The 16,202-nt window shown below is 57.3% G+C and carries 17 protein-coding genes and 1 pseudogene; 13 read left to right on the top strand and 5 right to left on the bottom strand.

Annotated elements, in window-relative coordinates; genetic code table 11:
- Positions 1-18 precede the first annotated feature (18 nt).
- Positions 19-1,317 (bottom strand): CYTH domain-containing protein, encoded by a 1,299-nt coding sequence (locus ACZAHD_RS01265; RefSeq protein WP_462455169.1) that lies wholly within the window; start codon positions 1,315-1,317, stop codon positions 19-21.
- Between the two features lie 215 nt (positions 1,318-1,532).
- Between ACZAHD_RS01265 and ACZAHD_RS01260 the strand changes: the two genes are divergently transcribed.
- Both ACZAHD_RS01260 and ACZAHD_RS01255 read left to right on the top strand, forming a co-directional pair.
- Positions 1,533-2,153, top strand: a complete 621-nt coding sequence (locus ACZAHD_RS01260) for a TIGR04211 family SH3 domain-containing protein (RefSeq protein ID WP_004867804.1) — start codon at positions 1,533-1,535, stop codon at positions 2,151-2,153.
- Between the two features lie 61 nt (positions 2,154-2,214).
- Positions 2,215-3,456, top strand: a complete 1,242-nt coding sequence (locus ACZAHD_RS01255; protein WP_462455168.1) for a multifunctional CCA addition/repair protein — start codon at positions 2,215-2,217, stop codon at positions 3,454-3,456.
- A 27-nt stretch (positions 3,457-3,483) separates the two neighbouring features.
- On the opposite strand, the gene bacA is transcribed toward ACZAHD_RS01255, so the two are convergent.
- Both bacA and folB read right to left on the bottom strand, forming a co-directional pair.
- Entirely contained in the window at positions 3,484-4,305 is an 822-nt protein-coding gene (bacA, locus tag ACZAHD_RS01250; protein WP_462455167.1) for an undecaprenyl-diphosphate phosphatase, read from the bottom strand.
- Positions 4,306-4,763: 458 nt separating this feature from the next.
- The gene (gene folB, locus ACZAHD_RS01245; protein ID WP_100683524.1) at positions 4,764-5,117 is read right to left on the bottom strand and encodes a bifunctional dihydroneopterin aldolase/7,8-dihydroneopterin epimerase; all 354 of its coding nucleotides are present in this window, start codon (positions 5,115-5,117) and stop codon (positions 4,764-4,766) included.
- Between the two features lie 230 nt (positions 5,118-5,347).
- On the opposite strand from folB, the gene plsY reads away from it, so the two are divergent.
- Positions 5,348-5,968: a glycerol-3-phosphate 1-O-acyltransferase PlsY gene (gene plsY / locus ACZAHD_RS01240; RefSeq protein ID WP_004867810.1), complete on the top strand. Its 621-nt coding sequence runs from the start codon at positions 5,348-5,350 to the stop codon at positions 5,966-5,968.
- A gap of 212 nt (positions 5,969-6,180) precedes the next feature.
- Positions 6,181-7,647 carry an MFS transporter gene (locus tag ACZAHD_RS01235; RefSeq protein ID WP_462455166.1) on the top strand — a complete coding sequence of 489 codons (1,467 nt, stop codon included), beginning with the start codon at positions 6,181-6,183 and terminating at the stop codon, positions 7,645-7,647.
- 67 nt (positions 7,648-7,714) lie between these two features.
- On the opposite strand, the pseudogene ACZAHD_RS01230 reads toward ACZAHD_RS01235, so the two are convergent.
- Positions 7,715-7,801: pseudogene (locus ACZAHD_RS01230) on the bottom strand (short-chain dehydrogenase); the annotation flags it as partial.
- Between ACZAHD_RS01230 and ACZAHD_RS01225 the strand changes: the two are divergent.
- The 8 genes from ACZAHD_RS01225 to ACZAHD_RS01190 all read left to right on the top strand — a co-directional run bounded on the left by ACZAHD_RS01225 (position 7,791) and on the right by ACZAHD_RS01190 (position 14,528).
- On the top strand, positions 7,791-8,615 hold the full coding sequence (locus ACZAHD_RS01225) for an urease accessory protein UreD (RefSeq protein WP_462455165.1): 825 nt from the start codon (positions 7,791-7,793) through the stop codon (positions 8,613-8,615). The pseudogene ACZAHD_RS01230 and the gene ACZAHD_RS01225 sit on opposite strands and share 11 nt — an antisense overlap.
- Before the next feature lie 9 nt (positions 8,616-8,624).
- The gene (locus ACZAHD_RS01220; protein ID WP_462455164.1) at positions 8,625-8,927 is read left to right on the top strand and encodes an urease subunit gamma; all 303 of its coding nucleotides are present in this window, start codon (positions 8,625-8,627) and stop codon (positions 8,925-8,927) included.
- A gap of 9 nt (positions 8,928-8,936) precedes the next feature.
- On the top strand, positions 8,937-9,257 hold the full coding sequence (locus ACZAHD_RS01215) for an urease subunit beta (RefSeq protein ID WP_462455163.1): 321 nt from the start codon (positions 8,937-8,939) through the stop codon (positions 9,255-9,257).
- Entirely contained in the window at positions 9,250-10,953 is a 1,704-nt protein-coding gene (gene ureC, locus ACZAHD_RS01210) for an urease subunit alpha (protein ID WP_462455162.1), read from the top strand. The genes ACZAHD_RS01215 and ureC overlap by 8 nt, the downstream gene beginning before the upstream one ends.
- Before the next feature lie 9 nt (positions 10,954-10,962).
- Entirely contained in the window at positions 10,963-11,466 is a 504-nt protein-coding gene (ureE, locus tag ACZAHD_RS01205) for an urease accessory protein UreE (RefSeq protein WP_462455161.1), read from the top strand.
- Positions 11,467-12,141 carry an urease accessory protein UreF gene (locus tag ACZAHD_RS01200; protein WP_462455160.1) on the top strand — a complete coding sequence of 225 codons (675 nt, stop codon included), beginning with the start codon at positions 11,467-11,469 and terminating at the stop codon, positions 12,139-12,141.
- Positions 12,142-12,149: 8 nt separating this feature from the next.
- Positions 12,150-12,764 (top strand): urease accessory protein UreG, encoded by a 615-nt coding sequence (ureG, locus tag ACZAHD_RS01195; RefSeq protein WP_462455159.1) that lies wholly within the window; start codon positions 12,150-12,152, stop codon positions 12,762-12,764.
- Between the two features lie 156 nt (positions 12,765-12,920).
- Positions 12,921-14,528, top strand: coding sequence for a purine-cytosine permease family protein (locus ACZAHD_RS01190; RefSeq protein WP_462455158.1), 1,608 nt, complete (start codon positions 12,921-12,923; stop codon positions 14,526-14,528).
- Positions 14,529-14,570: 42 nt separating this feature from the next.
- On the opposite strand, the gene tsaD is transcribed toward ACZAHD_RS01190, so the two are convergent.
- Positions 14,571-15,584 (bottom strand): tRNA (adenosine(37)-N6)-threonylcarbamoyltransferase complex transferase subunit TsaD, encoded by a 1,014-nt coding sequence (tsaD, locus tag ACZAHD_RS01185; RefSeq protein ID WP_462455157.1) that lies wholly within the window; start codon positions 15,582-15,584, stop codon positions 14,571-14,573.
- Positions 15,585-15,934: 350 nt separating this feature from the next.
- Here tsaD and rpsU point away from each other — a divergent pair, with 350 nt between their 5' ends.
- On the top strand, positions 15,935-16,150 hold the full coding sequence (gene rpsU / locus ACZAHD_RS01180; RefSeq protein ID WP_001144069.1) for a 30S ribosomal protein S21: 216 nt from the start codon (positions 15,935-15,937) through the stop codon (positions 16,148-16,150).
- Positions 16,151-16,202 lie beyond the last annotated feature (52 nt).

The raw sequence follows: 16,202 nt of genomic DNA, 5'->3' as shown, positions 1-16,202 counted from the left end.
GGTCTCCCTGGCCTGAAATTATCGTTTTCCACTGTGCAGCCAGAATGGCTCCGAGGCCAGCGCCTGGCGGCGGAAATATTCAATGACGCTGCGATCTTTGTGCTCAATAGCGCGACGGACTTCCAGCCAGTTCTCCAGCCAGGAGGCAGCCGCATCGGCGTAGGCGCCGGCGAGCAGTTGAATGCAGTCAATGTCGCGGGCCAGACGCGGCAGTTGGCCGTCGTAATCGTCCCTCAGCGTCTGCTGGAACGCATTTTTTAACTCCGCCGCCGCCCGCGAAAGCTGGATATCGGCGAAACGTTTAAAAGAGCCGGCGATCCTCTTCTGCGCGTTCTCATTTAAAAAAGCGCGCCAGCTGCGGCTCACCAGCCATTCGGTCAACGCGAGCTTCGCGCTGACTGCGGCAATGCTGAACAGCGCCGAAGGGGCCTTACCGGCCTCCGTCAGAGCAGTTTCCGCTTCACCGAGCTGTTCACGCAACTGTGCGGTGGCCTTACGCGGCACGATGCCACCAAACAGCACCAGCGCATGACGCACCCGTGCGATAGCGCGGAGGATTTCCCCTTTTGCCATCGGATTACCGCGGCTCCAGACCTCGTCATGATAGAGCCAGTGCGCCAGCGCATTTTCCAGCGATGCCTCCAGCCCCTGCTCTACACTGGCTTTTGCCGTCACCAGCAGAACACCGAATGGCTGCACCGGGCGCGCGTCGTTACCCTGGGCAAGATGGTAGCCGCGCGCCGCCTTGCTGAGGCTTCCCTGGCGCAGCACGCCGGTTTCCAGCAGACGACGGGCAAGCGCCAGCACATCTTCCGTCTTGCCAGAGAGCAGTTCCAGCTCCAGCTCGCAAATCGCTTCCTGATGCTCAGGGGTTTTCACCTCCCCGCGATCGAGCGCGATTTCAATCTGGCTCTCCCCTTCGCTGACCACCCATTTTTCACGCTCAAAATCGGTACTGAACAACGGTTGTACATTTTGCGCCAGCTCCGCAGGCAGTTCACCCTGCGGCCAGACCTCGGCAGGAAGGCGTTCCAGCGCCAGTTCCGGGCTTTCCAGCGGAATATTGAACTCCGGACGCTGATGCAATCCCCCCACCACGCGACCGGCGATTTTCAGGGTCATTTCATAACGGCCGCGATCGCCACGGATGCGCAGCCCCATATCGTGACGGCGCAACCAGTTATCCGCCGTTTCATAATAAATATTGAGCAATTGACCCGCGGGCGTGTGTTGTGCGTTAAGCGCATTAAGGTGCTGGCGCAATGTTTCCACGCCGCTGTCGGAGACAATAAATTTTAATTCGATTTCTTGAGCCATGACTGAATTCTTCCGCTTCTTTGCGCTGCCGGGAAAATACGGCGAACTATCGCCGATATTTTTTGTCAGTAGATAGTATTTTGCGGCGTTTCTCCATGCAATGCGCATTTTGCCGGGCCACCTCCTGGATGTTTCCGATTGTGGCAGAAAACTTTGCGTCGCTCTGGCGATGCCACTACTATCGTTCAACTTTTTACGATCAAAACGATGACCTGATGCCAAAATTACGCCTTATCACTTTTACTTTGCTGGCGCTCAGCGCCGCCACGGCGGTTCATGCAGAAGAAAAACGTTATGTTTCTGATGAACTGAACACCTGGGTTCGCACGGGGCCGGGCGATAATTATCGTCTTCAGGGCACCATTAACGCCGGGGAAGAAGTTTCTCTGCTGCAGACCAATGACAGCACCGGTTATGCCCAGATCCGCGACGGCAACGGCCGTACTGCCTGGATTCCGCTGAAAGAGCTGAGCACCGAGCCCAGCCTGCGTACCCGCGTGCCGGATCTGGAAAATCAGGTGAAAACCCTGACCGACAAACTGAATAACATCGACACCACCTGGAATCAGCGTACCGCCGACATGCAGAAAAAGGTCGCTGGCAGCGATACCGTCATCAACGCACTGAAAGACGAAAACCAAAAGCTGAAAAATGAGCTGGTTGTCGCCCAGAAGAAGGTGAATGCCGCGAATTTGCAGCTGGATGATAAGCAGCGCACCATTATCATGCAGTGGTTTATGTACGGCGGCGGCGTGCTTGGCGTCGGACTGCTGCTCGGTCTGGTGCTGCCGCATCTGGTTCCGAGCCGTAAACGTAAAGACCGGTGGATGAACTAATTCGTCTTCTCTGCCAGACTTACGTATCATCTTGGGCAAAGTGAATACGGGAGAGTCAGGCGTGAAGATTTATCTGGTCGGTGGTGCAGTTCGGGATGCGTTATTAGGGCTGCCGGTCAAAGACAGAGATTGGGTCGTGGTTGGCGCCACGCCTGAGCAATTGCTTGAGGCGGGTTACCAGCAGGTAGGCCGCGATTTCCCCGTATTTCTGCACCCGAAAAGCCGGGAAGAGTATGCTCTGGCACGTACCGAGCGTAAATCGGGTTCCGGCTATACCGGTTTCACCTGCTATGCCGCCCCGGACGTCACGCTGGAACAGGATCTGCTGCGCCGCGATCTGACGGTCAATGCACTGGCTCAGGATGCCGATGGCCTGATTATCGATCCCTACGGCGGCGAGGCCGATTTGCGTCTGCGCCTGCTGCGCCACGTCTCACCAGCCTTCAGCGAAGACCCGCTGCGCGTTCTGCGCGTGGCGCGTTTTGCCGCCCGCTATGCCCACCTGGGCTTTCGTATTGCCGATGAAACCATGGCGCTGATGCGCGCCATGGCCGATGCCGGTGAACTGGCGCATCTGACGCCGGAACGGGTGTGGAAAGAGACGGAAAACGCCCTTGGCACCCGTAATCCTCAGGTCTTTTTCCAGACTTTACGCGACTGCCGCGCACTCGGCGTGCTGTTCCCGGAAATTGACGCGCTGTACGGCGTTCCGGCACCAGCCAAATGGCATCCTGAAATCGACACCGGTGTGCATACGCTAATGACCCTGACGATGGCGGCGATGCTGTCGCCGGAGATTGGCGTCCGCTTTGCAACCCTGTGCCACGATCTCGGCAAAGGGCTGACCCCAAAAACGCTCTGGCCGCGCCACCACGGCCACGGTCCGGCAGGCGTCAAGCTGGTCGAGCAGCTCTGCGCCCGTCTGCGCGTGCCGAACGACATTCGCGATCTGGCAAAGCTGGTCGCCGAATTCCACGACCTGATTCATACCCTGCCCATACTGCAGCCCAAAACGCTGGTCAAACTGTTTGATAATATCGACGCCTGGCGCAAGCCACATCGGGTCATGCAAATCGCGTTAACCAGCGAGGCCGATGTGCGCGGACGTACCGGTTTCGAAGCCCGCGATTATCCGCAGGGACGTCTGCTGCTTGAAGCCTGGCACATCGCCCAATCGGTCTCGACGAAAGAAGTGGTTGCTCAGGGGTTTAAGGGGCCGGAGATTCGTGAGGAGCTGACGCGGCGACGCATTCTGGCCGTCGCGAAATGGAAGGAAGAGCGCTGCCCTCAGCCTTACGACTGAGGGCCCGGTTATACCGACGCTTAAAACTCAAAAGAAGATAACGTAAACCACCGCCGCGACGACAAAACGGTAGATGGCAAACGGGATAAACGAGATACGTTTAATCAACTGCAGGAAGGTTTTAATCGCGATCAGCGCCACGATGAACGCCATGATAAAACCGACGGCAAACATCGGAATATCGCTGGCGTTAAGGAAACCGATGCTCTTATACACATCCAGCACGGTCGCTCCCATCATCATCGGTACCGCCAGCAGGAAGGAAAACTCTGACGCGGCATAACGGCTGACGCCCATCAACATCCCACCGGAAATGGTCGCACCGGAGCGAGAAAAGCCGGGCCACAGCGCCAGGCACTGGAAGCAACCGATGATAAATGCCTGGCGATAGGTCATATCATCAATGCCGACAGCACGCGGCTGTTTTGGCTTCAGCACTTCCGCCGCGATCAGCAGAAAGCCGCCCACAATCAGTGCATACATGACATTGACCGGGTTGAACAACGATTTGATGGTATCGTGGAACACCAGGCCCAACACCACCGCCGGAACCATCCCTAATAAAATATGAATCAGCGATAAACGGCCGCTTCCCTGGCCTTCATGTTCCGGTGCTTTGCCGAAATGAATACCGATCAGACCAAACAGACGACGCCAGAACATCACAACAACAGCCAGAATAGAACCTAACTGAATGACCACCTCAAAAGTATTTGCCGTTTCTCCTTCAAAACCCAGAAGATGGCCGACAATAATCATATGGCCAGTACTGGAAACAGGTAAAAATTCCGTCAAACCTTCAACCACACCCAATATTGCCGCCACCAGCAGCGAGTGTATATCGCTCATCCAATAAACCCTTTAAAAGTAAAATGAAAAAACCAGATACGCTGAACCATTCCATCAGGTGATATTGATGCGGCCAGTCCGGAGACTGGACGGCGCATGAAATCGCAGCGTACACGGAGTGCGCGAAAATTTCGAGTGCAGTCCTGACACCGAGTGACAATAAAATATCCCGATAATCGGATCCTGTGACCGGTATAAATACAATTTGTTTAACGAGTATGACCTGAAAAGTTTTGTTTCAGATTAAGAGCCGAACCCAGTAGACGTTATTACCGCAGACACCTTGAACATAGGCAGCACGGAGAAACCGGAGCGTACACGTAGTTCGTGAAGATTGACTCGCTACGCTCACCCACCGGGCTGCCCTGAAGGACGTTCAAAATACGACCGTATTTTGTTGTTCCCAGCCCAGGTTCAAAATGACAAGCAACATAGTCCTGATGAGACAGTCTCTAAGGCTACGCCCGACTCCGTTCGATAATCACCCCCACGTTTGCCGCCCGGGCAACGGCCCCCGGTTTGCTGACTTTAATCCGCACCCACGGCGAGGGGAATTTTTCCAGCAGCAGATCGGCAATCTCTTCCGCGACACGTTCAACCAGCGCAAAACGCCCACCTTCAACGTGACCAATCACCAACTCGCTGATATCAGCATAGCTGAGGCAATCACTGACATCATCACTGCTTGCCGCTTTGCGATTGTCCCACGCCATTTCGATATCGAATACCAGCTTCTGTTCAATGGTTTGTTCCCAGTCATAAACACCGATAGTGGTGATTACCGAAAGTTGCTCTATAAATACAATATCCATCACGACCTGCCTGCTTTTTGGCTAAACCGGATACCACTTCCGGCGAATTATGCGTATTATCCACAGATGCAAAGACATCCCCTAAATAATTCGCATTGCAGGAAAGCGGCGGCGCAGCAAGCGTTCTGGCTCAATGTACGCTCCGATGACAGCACGAAAGAAGTGCGCTGGCACATCAGCGACGCGAAGGATAGCGGGGGCAAAACGACATTTTCAAAATGGAACAGCTGATGAGTGCAATCGCGCCTGGACTGGTTATCCTTGCCTACCTCTGCGGCTCAATTTCCAGCGCCATTCTGGTGTGTCGTCTCGCTGGCCTGCCCGACCCTCGCGATAGCGGTTCCGGCAATCCCGGGGCGACAAACGTACTACGAATTGGCGGCAAGGGAGCAGCCGTAACGGTTCTTATTTTTGATGTGCTCAAAGGTATGCTGCCCGTCTGGGGGGCCTGGGCGCTTGGCCTGACGCCGTTCTGGCTGGGTCTGGTCGCCATTGCGGCCTGCGTGGGCCATATCTGGCCGGTATTCTTTAACTTCCGCGGCGGTAAAGGCGTGGCGACTGCTTTCGGCGCTATCGCGCCCATCGGCTGGGATCTGACCGGCGTCATGGCGGGCACCTGGCTGCTGACTATCCTGCTCAGCGGCTATTCGTCGCTCGGGGCTATTGTCAGCGCGCTGATTGCCCCCTTCTACGTCTGGTGGTTCAAACCGCAGTATACCTTCCCGGTTTCCATGCTCTCCTGCCTGATTCTGCTTCGCCATCACGACAACATTCAGCGACTGTGGCGCCGCCAGGAAACCAAAATCTGGGCCCGGCTGAAAAAGAACAAAAAAACGCCTGAGCAGAAATAATCTTGCGCCCGGTGGCTCGCGCCGGGCCCCTTTACCCCGACATTCTCTCTGAATTACCCTTTTTGGCAGCCAATCATCCTGAACCCAGCCGCCAGAAAAAGATAATCATTTCACAACAATCACTTAGCTATGTCTTATAACCAAAAATAATTTATCCCCGCCCGCCGCGATGTTTACTCTGAACCCTTTATACAACAGCACAGAACAACATCATGACAGACGTAATCAACGCGACTCCGATCGCAGAGACGGGGTTGCCTGGCGGAGAAGTTCGCTGGATACGCGGCGCCGCTGACGTGTCGCGTTTAATCAATGAAGGCAGCAGTGGGCGTAATAATGCACGGATTGTCATGGGCATCGCCCTCGGCGGCATCTTTCTCGACGCCTACGATCTTGGCTCCCTGGCTTTCGGCCTGAAGGATACCACCCGCGAGTTTAACCTGACGCCAGCGGGGACCGGCATGGTGGCTTCGGCCATCACCTTCGGGGCAATCGTCGGCGCACTGCTGGGCGGCTACCTGACGGACAAAATTGGCCGCTATCGCGTCTTTATGGCCGATATGCTGTTTTTTGTGGTGGCCGCGATCGCCTGCGCGCTGGCCCCCAACGAATACGTGCTGACCGGCGCCCGTTTTGTCATGGGCCTCGGCGTCGGTATCGATCTGCCGGTGGCGATGGCCTTCCTGAGTGAGTTCTCAAAGCTTAAGGGGCCGGGCAACAAAGCGGCCAGCGTCGCCATGTGGTGTCCGACGTGGTACGCCGCTATCAGTATTTCATATCTGCTGGTGCTCTTGTTCTATGCCATACTGCCGGAAAGCCACAGCGACTGGCTGTGGCGGCTGATTCTGGGCTTCGGCGCGGTTCCGGCGCTGGTGATTATCGCCATTCGCAGCCGCTATATGAGCGAATCGCCGGTGTGGGCCGCCAACCAGGGCAATCTGCGCGACGCCGCCGCCATTCTCCGCAAGGCCTATAACATCAACGCCCACGTGGCGCAGGACGCGCTGGATAACCCGACGCCGGTGGTGAAAAAAGCGCAGTGGAGCAACTATTTCCGTCTGTTCAGGGGCGTCTATCTGCGGCGAACCACCCTCGCCACACTGCTGTCGGTCGTCTCTTCATTTGCCTATAACGCCGTCGCCTTCGGTCTGCCGGTGATTATCTCCAGCTTCTTTGTTCAGTCGATGCTGACCACGATTGTGATCTCGCTGGCGCTTAACCTGCTCTTTGCTTTCGTCGGCGGCCTGCTGGCGGTACGTCTGGTACCGCACTTAGGGGCATGGAAGATGTCGCTGGCGGGCTACAGCTGCCAGCTGGTGGCACTGCTGGGTCTGGCGCTGATTGGCCGACCTGACGGTGCTGGCGAAGGCATCGCGGCCGTGGCGATGCTGGCGCTGTTCCTCTTTGGACAGGGATTTGGTCCCGGCGCGCACACGATGTCGTTTGCTTCGTTGAGCTATCCAACGTCACTGCGCGGCGTCGGCGTCGGCCTGAACCAGACCCTGATGCGCAGCAGCTCGACCCTGTCGCTGTTTCTGTTCCCAGTGCTGGTTGCAGCCCTGGATACCCAGGTCTTTTGGATTATCGCCGCCGCACCGCTGATTGGCCTGCTGTCGCTGCTCGCGATCCGCTGGGAACCGTCGGGCTATGACATTGACGCCGAAGATTATCAGGCGTAATAATCTTGTCACTAAACGGCCGTCGCTCAGGCAGCTGTTTTCTTGTTTTTAATTCATAAGCTTTTCATATGATCGAGATACTTTCGCGCCGATCAATACTCATTGCTGCTGTTTTATCTTGATTTTGCAGGGGCGCAACAACATTGCACAGCACCGTGTTACCAGAGAATAAAAAAGGCTGGCAGGCTACGCTGGACCTTCATTTTCAACATCGCGGCGGCAAAACGGTACTCACCTCCGCCCGTCATGTCGGTCCGCTCACCGTCCAGCGTCCCTTTTATCCCGAAGACGATACCTGTCATCTTTATTTACTCCACCCGCCGGGCGGGATCGTTGGTGGTGACGAACTGACGATTCGCGCCGCTCTCGATAGCGGCTGTCACACGTTAATCACCATGCCCGGCGCCAGTAAGTTTTACCGCAGCAGCGGCGCGCAGGCCCGTTTACATCAGCGCCTGACGCTGGCGGAACATTCGACGCTGGAGTGGCTGCCGCCGGATGCGATTTTCTTTCCCGGCGCCCAGGCCAGCCTGCATACCGCCTTTCACCTTTGCCCTTCCAGCACGCTGCTGGCCTGGGATCTGCTGTGTCTTGGCCGCCCGGTCATCGGTGAAAGCTTTAGCCACGGAGCCCTCAGCAACCGTCTTGAAGTATGGATGGATGAGTCGCCGCTGCTGATCGAACGCCTGAGCCTGGCCGACGGGCGTCTGGCCAGCGTGGCGGAATGCCCGTGGATAGGCACTCTGCTGTTCTATCCTGCCAGCGAAGCCCTGCTTGACGGTGTGCGGGAACGACTCGCGACGCTGGGAAATTATGCCGGTGCCACGCTGACTGACGGCCTGCTGACGGTACGATTTTTAAGTGACGATAACTTACTTTGCCAGCGGGCGATGCGTGATATCTGGCAGTTTATGCGCCCACATCTGACCGGAAAGTCCCCGGTCCTTCCCCGAATCTGGTTGACCTGAGAGAACGCTATGGAACTGACCCCCAGAGAGAAAGACAAGCTGCTGTTGTTCACCGCTGCGCTGGTGGCGGAACGTCGTCTGGCCCGCGGCCTGAAGCTGAACTATCCGGAAGCGGTGGCCTTAATCAGCGCCTTTATTATGGAAGGCGCCCGCGACGGTAAAAACGTGGCGGCGCTGATGGAAGAAGGCCGCCACGTGTTAAGCCGCGAGCAGGTCATGGAAGGCGTCCCCGAAATGATCCCCGATATCCAGGTCGAGGCCACCTTCCCGGATGGCTCGAAGCTGGTCACCGTCCACAACCCGATTATCTGAGGTTTCGCGATGATCCCAGGTGAATACAAGGTGCAACCCGGACAGATTGATCTGAACGTTGGCCGCACCACCCGCAGCATTATCGTTGAGAATCATGGCGACCGGCCGATTCAGGTCGGATCGCATTACCATTTTGCCGAGGTCAACCCGGCGCTGAAATTTGACCGGGCGCAGGCCACTGGCTATCGCCTGAACATCGCCGCCGGCACTGCGGTCCGCTTTGAGCCGGGGCAAAAACGTGAAGTGGAGCTGGTCGCGCTCGCTGGTCGTCGCGCGGTATACGGTTTTCGCGGTGACGTGATGGGAAATCTGGAGGCAAACGATGAGTAATATTTCACGTCAGGCCTATGCCGACATGTTTGGCCCCACCACCGGCGATAAAGTGCGCCTGGCGGACACCGAACTGTGGATCGAGGTCGAAGACGATCTGACCACCTACGGTGAGGAGGTAAAGTTTGGCGGCGGCAAGGTCATCCGTGACGGTATGGGCCAGGGTCAAATGCTCGCTGACGATTGTGTCGATCTGGTGCTGACCAATGCACTGATCGTCGATCACTGGGGGATCGTCAAGGCTGATATTGGTGTCAAAGAGGGCCGCATCGCCGCCATCGGCAAAGCGGGCAATCCCGATATTCAGCCCAACGTCAATATCCCCATCGGCGCGGCAACGGAGGTCATCGCCGCCGAAGGGAAGATTGTCACCGCCGGCGGCGTCGATACTCACATTCATTGGATCTGCCCGCAGCAGGCGGAAGAGGCGCTGGTCTCTGGCGTCACCACCATGGTCGGCGGCGGAACAGGCCCGGCCGCGGGGACGCACGCCACCACCTGTACGCCGGGGCCGTGGTACATCTCGCGGATGCTGCAGGCTGCGGACAGCCTGCCGGTGAATATCGGTCTGCTGGGCAAAGGTAACGGCTCGAACCCGGACGCGCTACGCGAACAGGTCGCGGCAGGCGTTATCGGCCTGAAAATTCATGAGGACTGGGGCGCCACGCCGGCAGCCATCAACTGCTCGCTGACAGTTGCCGACGAAATGGATATTCAGGTGGCGCTGCACAGCGACACCCTGAATGAATCGGGTTTCGTTGAAGATACGCTGGCGGCGATTGCCGGGCGGACGATCCACACCTTCCATACCGAAGGTGCCGGCGGCGGCCATGCGCCGGATATTATTACCGCCTGCGCACACCCTAATATTTTGCCCTCCTCCACCAACCCGACGCTGCCCTACACCGTCAATACCATTGACGAACATCTGGATATGCTGATGGTCTGCCATCATCTCGACCCGGATATTGCCGAAGACGTGGCGTTTGCCGAATCACGCATCCGCCGGGAAACCATTGCGGCAGAAGATGTCCTGCACGATCTCGGTGCATTCTCTCTGACCTCTTCGGATTCGCAGGCGATGGGGCGCGTGGGCGAAGTCGTTCTGCGTACCTGGCAGGTGGCGCATCGGATGAAGATCCAGCGCGGGCCGCTGGCGGAAGAGTGCGGCGATAACGACAACTTCCGCGTGAAGCGCTATATCGCCAAGTACACCATTAACCCGGCGCTGGCCCACGGTATCGCCCACGAAGTCGGATCGATTGAAGTGGGCAAGCTGGCAGATCTCGTGCTGTGGTCTCCGGCATTTTTTGGCGTTAAACCAGCCACGGTGATCAAGGGCGGTATGATCGCCATTGCCCCGATGGGCGACATCAACGCCTCGATTCCTACGCCGCAGCCGGTGCACTACCGCCCGATGTTCGGCGCCCTGGGCAGCGCTCGCCATCACTGTCGCCTCACCTTCCTGCCTCAGGCGGCGGTCGATAATGGCGTGGCGCAACGTCTGAATCTGCACAGCGCCACGGCAGTGGTGAAAGGCTGCCGGACGGTACAAAAGAGCGACATGATCCATAACGGCCTGCAGCCCAACATTACCGTTGACGCGCAAACTTATGAAGTGCGCATCGATGGCGAACTGATCACCAGCGAACCGGCAGATGTCCTGCCGATGGCGCAACGCTATTTTCTGTTTTAAGGAGTCCAGATGCTCTATCTGACCCAACGAGTGGATTCACCTGGCAAACTGACCGCCAGCCTCACGCTGCCAATCGATGTACGGGTGAAAAGTCGTATCAAAGTCACCCTCAACGACGGTCGCGAAGCCGGTCTGTTGTTGCCGCGCGGTCTGCTGCTACGCGGCGGGGATGTGCTCAGCAATGAAGACGGTAGCGAGTTCGTGCAAATAATCGCCGCAGATGAAGGCGTGTCCGTGGTGCATTGTGACGATCCGTTCACGCTGGCGAAAGCCTGCTATCACCTCGGCAACCGCCACGTTCCGCTGCAAATCATGCCCGGCGAGCTACGCTATCACCACGACCATGTGCTGGACGATATGCTGCGTCAGTTTGGCCTGGAGGTAACGTTCGCCCATCTGCCGTTTGAACCAGAAGCCGGCGCCTACTCCAGCGAAAGCCACGGCCACGGCCACAGCCATGGTCATAGTCACGATCATGGCCCCGATCATCACCATCACGAGCACAGTCATTAAATGCCAACGTCGGAAAAACGCCTGCGGCTGATGCAACTGGCCAGCAGCAACCTGCCGGTCGGCGGCTATAGCTGGTCGCAAGGTCTGGAATGGGCAGTGGAAGCAGGCTGGGTACCCGATGTCGCCGCTTTTGAACGCTGGCAGTTGCAGCAGATGGAACAGAGCTTTTTTACCGTCGATCTTCCTCTGTTCGCCCGGCTGTATCGCGCATGCGAAAACGACGATCTGCCGTCAGCACAGCGCTGGACTGCCTGGCTGCTCGCCTGCCGCGAAACCCGTGAACTGCGTGAAGAAGAGCGTAATCGCGGCGCAGCCTTTGCCCGCCTGCTGGCCGACTGGCAGCCGGATTGCCCACCACCGTGGCGCGTTTTGTGCCGGCAAAGTCAGCTCGCCGGCATGGCCTGGCTTGGCGTGCGTTGGCAAATCGCGCTTCCCGATCTGGCGCTGAGCCTTGGTTACAGTTGGATTGAAAGCGCAGTCATGGCGGGCGTTAAGCTGGTTCCTTTCGGCCAGCAGGCGGCCCAGCAGCTAATTTTACGCCTGTGCGATCGCTACGCGGCGGATATGGCCAGCGCCCTTGCGGCGCCGGACAGTGCGATCGGCTCATCCACGCCGCTGGCCGCCATTGCTTCCGCCCGGCATGAAACCCAGTATTCCCGATTATTCCGTTCCTAGGAGAGAGTATGCAAAATTATAAACACCCGCTGCGCGTCGGCGTCGGCGGCCCGGTCGGCTCCGGGAAAACGGCCCTGCTGGAAGCGCTGTGTAAAGCCATGCGCGACACCTGGCAGTTAGCCGTCGTGACCAACGACATCTACACCAAAGAAGATCAGCGTATTCTCACCGAAGCGGGCGCACTGGCGCCGGAGCGCATCGTCGGCGTCGAAACCGGCGGATGTCCGCATACCGCGATCCGCGAAGACGCCTCAATGAACCTGGCGGCGGTAGAAGCGCTGAGCGAAAAATTTGGCAACCTCGATCTGATCTTTGTTGAAAGCGGCGGCGATAACCTGAGCGCCACCTTCAGCCCGGAGCTGGCGGATCTGACCATCTACGTGATTGACGTTGCGGAAGGGGAAAAAATCCCACGCAAAGGAGGGCCGGGGATCACAAAGTCTGACTTCCTGGTGATCAACAAAACCGACCTTGCACCGTATGTGGGCGCATCGCTGGAGGTCATGGAACGCGACACGATGCGCATGCGCGGCGACCGTCCGTGGACCTTTACCAACCTGAAAAGCGGCGATGGCCTGAACAATATCATCGCCTTCATTGTCGACAAAGGCATGCTGCGCTAAGCGTTTCTGCACCATCCAGGCGCGCGCGCATCCGGATGGTGCATACCCTTGCCCCCTCGTTATTCATTCCCGCCCCACCAGCGCCTACCGCCGCGGTTCTGCGAAGTGGCATAAGGTTTGCTAATTACAGTCATGCCTGACCATTAAGGAATGACTATGTCATCACTGGATATTAAAACTGAGTTACCTGCACAGACCGGGACATCCGGCTCCAAAGAAACCCTGGAAGATTATACACTCCGCTATGCTCCGCTGAGCTTCCGCCGCTGGGGACCTGGCGTCGTCGCCGTAACTGCACTGGGCGGTATCGCCTATCTGGCGGACTTCTCCATTGGTGCCAGCATCGGCATGGCATGGGGCACTACCAACGCCATTTACGCCATCCTGCTGGCTGCGCTGGTGATCTTCCTCACCGGGATCCCGCTGGCGATTACCGCAGCCCGCTATAACATCGACCTCGACTTAATCACCCGTAGCGCCGGATTCGGCTATTTTGGCTCGGTGATCACCAGCATTATCTTCGCAGGCTTCACCTTTATTTTCTTCGCCCTTGAAGGTTCGATTATGGCCCAGGGGTTACTGGTTGGATTAGGGATCCCGCTGTGGATGGGCTATCTCATCGCCACCCTGATGGTGCTGCCGCTGGTCGTTTACGGCATGAAAGCCCTGACCCGTTTACAGGTGTGGACTACGCCGCTGTGGCTGGTGCTGATGGTGGTGCCGGTGGCCTGGTTGATTGCGAAAGATCCGGAGCTGGTGGACGGCTTTATGAACTTCGCCGGCAAGAATAACGCGGCGCAGGTTGATTTAACCGCCATTATGCTCGGCGCCGGGGTGTGCCTGTCACTGATTATGCAAATTGGCGAGCAGATCGATTACCTGCGCTTTATGCCGCCCAAAACGGCGGAAAACAGCAAAAGCTGGTGGCTGGCGGTGTTTTCCGCAGGCCCAGGTTGGGTGGTATTGGGTGCGATAAAACAGATCATCGGCGCCTTCCTCGGCTTCTATCTGCTGACCCGCTTCCCGGCAGTGCACAACACCGAGCCGGTACAGCAGTTCGTCAGCGTCTTTGATAACCTGGTGCCCGGCTGGCTGGCGTTAACCCTGGCCGTCGCGCTGGTGGTCATTTCACAGATTAAAATCAACGTCACCAACGCCTATTCTGGCTCGCTGGCGTGGACCAGCGCCTGGACGCGCACCACAAAGCGCTATCCGGGGCGGATTATCTTCGTCATCGTCAACCTCGCCATTGCGCTGGCGCTGATGGAAGGCGATATGTTCAGCGCCCTGTCGTGGATTCTTGGCTTCTACTCTAACTTTGCCATTGCCTGGGTGGTGGTGGTGGCCACCGATATCACCGTCAATAAAGGTCTGCTCAGGCTCGCCCCAGCGCAACCAGAATATCGTCGCGGGATGATCTACAACGTTAACCCGGTAGGCGTGGTTTCATTTGCTCTGGCGGCCGGCCTGTCGATTTGCGCTTTCTTCGGCCTGCTCGGCACCACGCTGGCGCCGTTCTCACCGTTGATTGCGCTGGTCGTGGCGCTGGTGATGACGCCGCTGATGGGTGTCCTGACCGGCGGCCGCTACTACATCAAGCAGTATGATGACGGGATTAGCGAGCCGCGCTACGACGCGCAGGGCAATGCATCCATCACCGTTTACCAGTGCGTTAGCTGTGAAGAAGAGTATGAACGTCCGGACGTGATGCACTCTCACAAACATCAGGGCGCAATTTGCTCACTGTGTAAAAGCATGGAGTAAAGCAGAAAGGCAGGCCGACAGAATGTCGGCCTGTGATGCCGATTACGCCGCCGGCAGTTCAGCGAGCGGCCAGCGGGGACGCACGGTCACGCCGAGATCAGATTTAGCGCCGGTGCGCAGGCGAACCATCCCGGCATAGGCGATCATCGCGCCGTTATCAGTGCAGAACTCCGGGCGCGCATAGAACACTTCGCCGCCGCGCTTTGTCATCATCTCCGCCAGCTTCGCGCGCAGCGTGCGGTTGGCGCTCACACCACCGGCCATCACCAGGCGTTTAAAACCGGTCTGCTCCAGCGCACGACGACACTTAATCATCAACGTATCCACCACCGCATCTTCAAACGCACGGGCAATATCTGCACGGGTCTGCCCGTCGTCGTCATTATTGCGAATAGCATTAGCCGCAAAGGTTTTCAGGCCGGAAAAGCTGAAATCCAGGCCGGGACGGTCAGTCATCGGTCGGGGGAAAACAAACCGCCCTTCTTTGCCCTGAGCCGCCATCTTCGACAGCATCGGGCCGCCAGGATAATCGAGCCCCAGCAGCTTAGCGGTTTTATCAAACGCCTCTCCGGCCGCATCATCGATAGACTCGCCAAGCAGCTCGTACTGACCAATATCGGTTACGCTAATCAGCTGGGTATGGCCGCCAGAGACCAGCAGCGCCACAAACGGGAAGTCGGGAGGATTATCTTCCAGCATCGGCGCCAGCAGATGCCCTTCCATATGGTGCACCGGAATCGCCGGTACGTTCCAGGCAAATGCCAGCGAACGCCCTACCGTTGCGCCGACCAGCAGCGCACCTACCAGGCCCGGGCCTGCGGTATAGGCCACGGCATCAATCTCTTTTGCCGTCAATCCGGCTTCTTTCAACGCCGCCTGAATCAGCGGAACGGTTTTACGCACGTGGTCGCGCGAAGCCAGCTCGGGCACCACGCCGCCGTAGTCAGCATGTAATTTCACCTGACTATATAATTGATTGGCTAGCAGGCCTTTTTCGTCGTCATAAATGGCGATGCCAGTTTCATCGCAGGATGTTTCAATACCCAGTACACGCATGTCTTGTTTTACCTCGCTCTAATACCGCGCAGTTTAGGACCAATGCGGGTTGATGTATACCCTCAGCGTGCCAGGTGTGCGTATCGGGGCAAGCGGCGGCGGCGGCAAAACTCACCAGGCCGCACATTGCTCGTCATGTGACGCCAGAAAGGGCTGAAGGCGGCGAAGATAAAACTTTGTTCGCCCCAGGAACAACCCTCGTGTATACTCCTCACCCTTATAAAAGTCCTTTCAAAAAAGGCCGCGGTGCTTTACAAAGCAGCAGCAATTGCAGTAAAATTCCGCACCATTTTGAAATAAGCTGGCGTTGATGCCAGCAGCAAACCGAATTAATCAAAGGTGAGAGGCACATGCCGGTAATTAAAGTACGTGAAAACGAGCCGTTCGACGTAGCTCTGCGTCGCTTCAAGCGTTCCTGTGAGAAAGCAGGTGTTCTGGCGGAAGTTCGTCGTCGTGAGTTCTATGAAAAACCGACTACCGAACGTAAGCGCGCTAAAGCTTCTGCAGTGAAACGTCACGCGAAGAAACTGGCTCGCGAAAACGCACGCCGCACTCGTCTGTACTAATCTGTTGAGGGCCAACGCCCTCAATTCAGACTGAGTTGTTGTTGTAAGGCCG

The sequence above is a fragment of the Raoultella sp. genome (assembly GCF_039594335.1).
In the GTDB taxonomy this organism is placed as follows: domain Bacteria; phylum Pseudomonadota; class Gammaproteobacteria; order Enterobacterales; family Enterobacteriaceae; genus Klebsiella.
This window is presented reverse-complemented; position numbering and strand designations above follow the sequence as displayed.